The sequence below is a fragment of the Ruegeria sp. N11 genome (assembly GCF_056531525.1).
Genome location: NZ_JBQFLX010000052.1, coordinates 1 through 6,407 on the forward strand (window position 1 = coordinate 1; position 6,407 = coordinate 6,407).

General features: G+C 57.3%; 6 protein-coding genes. 3 read left to right on the forward strand and 3 right to left on the reverse strand.

Features of this window, described 5'->3' with window-relative positions; genetic code table 11:
- Positions 1–142 precede the first annotated feature (142 nt).
- The 3 genes from terL to ACR0J8_RS23825 are packed head-to-tail and all read right to left on the reverse strand — an operon-like array spanning position 143 to position 3,426.
- Positions 143–1,621 (reverse strand): phage terminase large subunit, encoded by a 1,479-nt coding sequence (terL, locus tag ACR0J8_RS23815; RefSeq protein WP_480892752.1) that lies wholly within the window; start codon positions 1,619–1,621, stop codon positions 143–145.
- Entirely contained in the window at positions 1,608–2,039 is a 432-nt protein-coding gene (locus tag ACR0J8_RS23820; RefSeq protein ID WP_480892755.1) for a DUF5681 domain-containing protein, read from the reverse strand. Before ACR0J8_RS23820 ends, terL begins: the two co-directional genes overlap by 14 nt.
- Positions 2,032–3,426: a site-specific DNA-methyltransferase gene (locus ACR0J8_RS23825; RefSeq protein WP_480892757.1), complete on the reverse strand. Its 1,395-nt coding sequence runs from the start codon at positions 3,424–3,426 to the stop codon at positions 2,032–2,034. Before ACR0J8_RS23825 ends, ACR0J8_RS23820 begins: the two co-directional genes overlap by 8 nt.
- Before the next feature lie 446 nt (positions 3,427–3,872).
- On the opposite strand from ACR0J8_RS23825, the gene ACR0J8_RS23830 reads away from it, so the two are divergent.
- From ACR0J8_RS23830 to ACR0J8_RS23840, 3 genes are read left to right on the forward strand one after another with little or no spacing between them, the layout of a single operon-like run.
- A complete protein-coding gene (locus ACR0J8_RS23830; protein WP_480892760.1) occupies positions 3,873–4,103 on the forward strand; it encodes a DUF3489 domain-containing protein in 231 nt (76 codons plus the stop codon).
- Entirely contained in the window at positions 4,100–4,516 is a 417-nt protein-coding gene (locus ACR0J8_RS23835) for a DUF2924 domain-containing protein (RefSeq protein ID WP_480892763.1), read from the forward strand. Before ACR0J8_RS23830 ends, ACR0J8_RS23835 begins: the two co-directional genes overlap by 4 nt.
- A complete protein-coding gene (locus ACR0J8_RS23840; protein WP_480892766.1) occupies positions 4,513–6,192 on the forward strand; it encodes a recombinase family protein in 1,680 nt (559 codons plus the stop codon). Before ACR0J8_RS23835 ends, ACR0J8_RS23840 begins: the two co-directional genes overlap by 4 nt.
- Positions 6,193–6,407: the final 215 nt, after the last annotated feature.

The window sequence follows — 6,407 nt, forward strand, 5'->3', positions numbered from 1 at the left end:
TGGGCTCAAAGCCGTCATCCGACGGCATTAGCGATTAGACCGGTTTGTGGTTGCGAGCGGTCATTGGGGCCGCTCTCAGGATTGGTCCGACATCGGCCCTCCCAGTACTATTCGACGAGTTTTCAAGCTTGACTCTGAGGTTCTACCGTCGCCTGACCCTCTCGCGATTGCGCTCTCTACGTTCGATGTTGATATGGTGATCGCGACCCAGCGCCCGATAGAACCCCACTCCCTTGGACCAGTTCAGAAGATGGGCAAAGCTGTCGACCTGATCGTCATTGCGACCGCGTGGAAAGGACTGAAGCTCCCGTTTGAACGCTGCCAGCCAAGGCGCCTCTGCAGGCAAAAACACTTTGCCCTCTTCAACTGGACTGCAAGCTGATTGGAACCGGGTTTCCTTGTCCTTGTCAGGTTTGACGCGGTCGTACCGCCGGCGGTCATCACGAAACAACTCATCGAAAAGCGGTTTGCCAGAAGCAGCATCTTCGATCAGAACTCGATCCGGATCCCAGTGACCGACAAGCTGCAGAGCCTTGGCTTTCAGGTCTGGGTAGTCCACCTGCCCACGCCAGACGTCGAGAAGGGACCACGCATTTTCTCGGAACCCCCAGGTCGTACAGACCGAGAAGTCGGACCGGGGATCCGCAGACATCCCCGTATCCCAGCTTTGAACGACAAGCTGATACCAGCGGCGATCTTCGATGGTCTCGTAGGTACCAAACCACTCCCAGCGCAGGGGTGACCCGTCAGGAGCAATGGGATTCTGCTGATACTGGCAATTGAACACAGCTGCGCCCATTTCGCGACGCTTGGTATCGAGCGTTTGCTGATCCAGGCGTGACGGACAAAGGAGATCACCCGGTTTGCGGCGCATAACCCTTCCACGCCCAAGAGGAACCGTTTCATGGTCTTCGGCGATGGCAGGCAGATTCAGATGCCGATAGGTCCCGCGTTCGAGCAGATACCCCGGAGGATCCATCTCGTGCAGTCGCTGTGCAACCATAACCACACGCCCCTCGGAAGGGTTGTCAAAGCGCGACAGCAAAGTTCCTTCAATGAACTCCTGCGCCTTGACCAGTTCGGCCTCGGAGCCCGCATCTCCGGCTTTCAGCAGATCATCGATGATGATGTAGTCGGCACCATGGCCCGTAACAGAACTTCCAATGGAGACAGCCTTACGGCTGCCTCGCTTTGTGGTGCGGATTTCTTCTGAGGTGTTGCCCTTTTTGGCCAAGACCGTTTCAGGGAACATTTCCCGGTACCAGCGCGCAGACATGATCCGTCGACAATCTTCGGAATGCTTGCGCGCCAGATCCAGCCCGTAGCTGGCAACAATGATTTTGGCGCTGGGGTTATGCCCAAGAAGATAAGCTACATACGCAACAGCCACTGTTACGGATTTCAGGCACCGCGGCGGAATGTTGATGATCAATCGCTTGTTCTCGCCTTGGCGGACATTGTCCAACTCATGGCACATGGCACGCACATGGCAGGCCGGATCAAAGCTGCGGTCAGTCCCTTTATGCAGCGTGTCAAACACACGCCACACAAAGGGAAAGAAATTGTCCCGGCAAACCTCGCGAGCGACCTGCTGGACCATTTTGGGATCAGGAGCTGACATCATTGGCCTCCTCATCTCTTGGACCGCCGTCACCATCCAGGTGACTGGAAAAGAAATCCCGGAGGATGTCGTAGTCGACAGCGTCCGGCTCAACCGCACGGACGCTTTCTTGCGTGTCCAATTCACTTGTGTTGAACAGATCTGTGTCCAGTTTCAGCAGCGCCATCAACAATTTCGTGTCGCCCTTCAACGCGCCAGCCGTGAGCCGCTTGGCAATTGCCTCCGCCTTGGAAATCCGGATTTCGTGGCTGCCTTCGCGAACCGTAATCTTGGTTTCCAATTCGCGTTTCAAGCTGGCATTCACCCCTTTGGCACCTTTCGGCCGCCCTTTCGGATTGCCAGAGCGGCCTTTCTTGAATTGGGTTGCTTTGGGCGGTTTGCCGTAGCCAACCGCATACTCCTTCGTATCGTCAGACATGATCCGCCTCCTGCTCTGAAGTGGTGTTGCTGGCCGCAGAAAGCGCATCGAACGTTTGCCCCGTGACGGCATGCACGGCGCTCTCACCGGTCATCTCCTGCCAACGACGGATGGCGACGTCGACGTAAACAGGGTCGAACTCAATAAGCCGCGCCCGGCGTCCGGTTTTCTCAGCGGCCAGCAACGTCACGCCGGACCCGCCAAAGGAGTCCAGCACGACATCGCCGCGATGACTCACATCCATAATGGCATCTGCAACCAGGGCCGTTGGCTTCACCGTGGGATGATCAGCGAGATCCGCTTCACGCCCTGCCCCAAAGCTGTTCACACCGGCGCAATCCCAGACATTGGTCCGGTTGCGACCATGCTTTCCCAGTTCGACATTGTTGATATGCGGCGCACCAGGCTTCTTGAAGATCGCAACCAGCTCGTGCTTGGAACGATAAAGGCTGCCCATGCCTCCGTTTGTCTTGTTCCAGACGCAGAGGTTGATGAGATCGAAGCCGCCTGCCTTGCCGGTCGCAATCAGCTCTTCAATATGACGCCAATCCATGCAGATCATCGCAATACCCCCGTCTGGCAGACGACCAAACAATTGGGTGATCACGCCTGAAAGAAAGCCGCGGAACTCGCTATCCGACATTTCTCCCGACGCCATGGCAAATTCGCGATGATCGCCGCCGGTGCCACAGCGGACATGCCCATTGACCGGTACGTTATAAGGAGGATCGGTGAACACCATCTGCGGGCTCTCGCCATCCAGGAGCATCTCGTAGCTCTGAGCTTGCAAAGCATCCCCGCAGAAGATGCGGTGATCTCCAAGAATCCAGAGGTCGCCCGGCTTCGTAATTGCCGGTACCGCGGGGTCAGGCGTCTCAACAGATTCCGCTTCAGTCTTCGTGGCCTCATCCGTGCCATCGATGATAATGTCGATCTCCGGTGTTTCGAACCCGGTGATGTCCAGATCAAAGTCCAGCCCGCCATCAAGGCTGAGGTCCGTCAGCTCGGCAAATTCGATCTGCAGCGCCGCTTCGTTCCAGTCCGACAGTTCCGCCAGCTTGTTATCCGCGATGCGCAAAGCACGAACTTCTACATCTGACAGGTGACCCGCAACAACCGTCGGCACGGACGTCAACCCCAGAGCCTTGGCGGCCTCATAGCGGCCATGGCCCGCGATGATTGTGCCCGAACCATCCAACAGGATCGGGGTGACAAACCCAAACTGGGCCACCGAAGCTTTGAGCTTGTCGATATTCTTGGCCGCGTGCACGCGGTTGTTGTTGGCGTAGGGCTTAATCTGGCTGATCTGAGATTGGACGACTTTTTCCGCCATCCAGATCGGCGTTTTGGACGCCTTGGCGTCGCTCTGTGTATTTTTGGCAGACATAGCCGCCTCCTTTCGTTTGACGTTCGTTAGCGTCGACAAGAAAGGATCGTGTTGGGAATTCGGAGAGAGCACGACTAGCAACTCTCCGGACCAATCGATCCGGTTCGTTGCCCCTTCGAATGCTCTCTGCGGAAACCTGTGTTTCCAATGAGTGCTGCCTGCGGGAGCAGTTTCCCGCCCTGATAGTCCGAGCGATTGGGTTAAATGTAGGTGCCATCATTACAAGACGCAACCCCCAAACAAAAAGTAACCAATTAAGATTGTTGACGAATAATCGGGGGTACGGCAGCAGCGCCCTGCAATACACACCCCTCCAGAGATCGCCCCAGAAAGAACTGGACTGTTGTTGCGAACCACGCATCACTGAACCCACGCCCGAGCCATTCGGGCGCTCCTCGGTACCGGGGTTCGGCATTCCGCCAGCCCCAGATCAGAGGAGACAATACATGTCCAAATCCAAACAAACCAAAATTGACAAGGTGCAAGCCTTGTTGCGTCGCCCGAACGGTGCCAGCCTTGAGGCGCTCTGCAAAACAACGGGGTGGCAGCCTCATTCGGTCCGAGCGGCATTGAGTGGGTTACGGAAGAACGGTGTCACAATTGAACGGCGGACATCCGACAAACCAAATGGAGCATCCACATATCATCTGGCGGCGGGAACTGGAGAAGCGTCATGACCAAGACGAGCGATGTCGCCGATCTCGCCGCCATGGGTCGATCGGATCTGGTCACGCTTTGGCAGCAGCTGTTTGATCAGCCCGCCCCCGCCATGCTCAGCCAACCCTTCCTGCGCCGTTTAATCGCCTTTGAGATGCAGTCCCGCCGTCAAGGCGGGCTACCCCGGCAGGTCAAAGCCACGCTGGAAAAGGGCTCTGAGAAGAAACCCCGGCCTACATGCCCTGCCCTAAAACCCGGCGGGCGCCTGCTGCGCGAGTGGAATAGCGTGACCCATGTAGTCGACGTTACAGATGACGGCTTCACTTGGAACGGTCGGTCCTATCGCTCACTCTCGGCCATCGCCCGAGAGATTACCGGCGCGCATTGGTCAGGGCCGCGTTTCTTCGGGCTCACCGGAAAGATCGCCAAATGAGCCCGCGCCGTAAAATCCGATGCGCCATCTATACGCGCAAGTCGTCCGAGGATGGGTTGGACCAGGACTTCAATTCACTAGATGCGCAATATGAAGCCTGCGCGGCCTATGTCGCCAGCCAGCGACACGAAGGCTGGACCCTGTTGGACGAGCGCTACGATGACGGCGGCCTGTCGGGCGGCACACTCGAACGCCCTGCCCTTCAGCGCCTTCTTGAAGAGATCGATGCCGGGCGTATTGACATGGTGGTGGTTTACAAGATTGACCGGCTGACCCGGTCGCTTGCCGACTTCTCGAAGCTGGTCGAACGGCTGGAACAGGCGAACTGTTCCTTTGTCTCAGTTACACAGGCCTTCAATACCTCCTCATCCATGGGCCGGCTGACCCTGAACGTGCTGTTGTCTTTTGCTCAGTTTGAACGGGAAGTCACCGCCGAACGTATCCGCGACAAAATCGCGGCGTCTAAGAAAAAAGGGCTTTGGATGGGGGGCAATCTGCCCCTGGGCTATGACCGCCACCCCGATCCAAAAGCAAGAACGCTGGTGGTGAATGAGGAGGAGGCCAGGACGGTCCGGCATCTCTTTGGGCTTTATGACGGGCTGGGTTGCCTGCGCAAAGTAGAAGAACGGGCAACGGCAGAAGGGCTGCGGTCGAAGCGGGTTGTTCGGGCGGATGGAAGCGTGAAGGGGGATTGTCCGCTGTCACGGGGTCAAATCTATTACCTGTTGCGCAACCCGGTTTATCTCGGAAAAATCCGCCACAAGGACAAGATCTGGGACGGACAACATCCGGCGATCATCGACCAGGACATCTGGGACCGGGTACAGGAGAAAATGCGCCAAGCGTCGCGGCGATCCCGTGCAGACCCTACACCCAATGAGCGCCAACACTCCACTGACCCCGGGGCCTGGCTCACCGGTCTGCTGCAGGACGAAACTGATGATCGGTTGACGCCGACTCACACCACGCGCAAAGGCCGTCGGTTACGTTATTATGTCTCCAATCGACTGATCTCGGGCGGCAAGGATATCTCCGGCTGGCGACTGCCTGGCCCTGCGCTGGAAAACGCTGTCATTGATGTCATCGTCAGACATCTGCAAGACGCCGCCGCCGCGCACCAGGTACTGGCGCAGCCGGAGGCCGGGTCAGCGGGGGCGGTTCAGACTTCAGCTGCAGATTTCGTAACCCGGCTTCAACGCCAAGGCGGTCAGGTCGGTGCTGATATTCTGGCCAACGGCAGAATTGCACGAGGACAGATCGACCTCGAATTGCACCCCAAAACTCTGGCAAGCGCACTTGGCATCGCGGCCGATCATCTGAACCCGGATCTCACACACATCACCTCATCCTTCGATCTGCGACGGCGCGGCGTCGAGGCCAAGGTCATCGCTGGAGACATGGCACCCCAACCCGATCCCCACCTCCGGTCCATGCTGATCCGCGCCCATGGCTGGGCGCGTGATCTAAAAGCCGGAGTTCAACTGATGGAAATTGCCCGCCGCGAAAACCTCCCCGGCGCCTTCATCCGTACCCGTGCTCAGCTCGCGTTTCTCTCACCGAAGATTCAGGCCGCGATTTTCGACGGCGCTCAGCCGACCGAACTCACACTCAAGCGTCTGGTCAGCGTGACCCACCCACTAGACTGGTCTGAACAGGAACGCCTGTTCGGCTTATAACATCTCCAGATCCTGCGTCCCTGATACGGGGTTCGCCCTCCCTGATCCGTCGGCACAATTCCCTGTTCCCACGAGAAAATTCCCTGTTCCACCTTTTAGGGAATTTGCAACATAAACCTCTGAAAAACATGCAGTTCCGATAGGAGAAATGACGGAACTCAGACCTATTCAACGAAAATTCCCTGTAAATAGCCGGTTATCAGGGAAATCCCGCC

Coding starts and splice junctions, on each gene's coding strand:
- ACR0J8_RS23835 (WP_480892763.1), top strand. CDS start 4,100: ATGACCAAGACGAGCGATGTCGCCGATCTCGCCGCCATGGGTCGATCG.
- terL (WP_480892752.1), bottom strand. CDS start 1,621: ATGTCAGCTCCTGATCCCAAAATGGTCCAGCAGGTCGCTCGCGAGGTT.
- ACR0J8_RS23830 (WP_480892760.1), top strand. CDS start 3,873: ATGTCCAAATCCAAACAAACCAAAATTGACAAGGTGCAAGCCTTGTTG.
- ACR0J8_RS23840 (WP_480892766.1), top strand. CDS start 4,513: ATGAGCCCGCGCCGTAAAATCCGATGCGCCATCTATACGCGCAAGTCG.
- ACR0J8_RS23820 (WP_480892755.1), bottom strand. CDS start 2,039: ATGTCTGACGATACGAAGGAGTATGCGGTTGGCTACGGCAAACCGCCC.
- ACR0J8_RS23825 (WP_480892757.1), bottom strand. CDS start 3,426: ATGTCTGCCAAAAATACACAGAGCGACGCCAAGGCGTCCAAAACGCCG.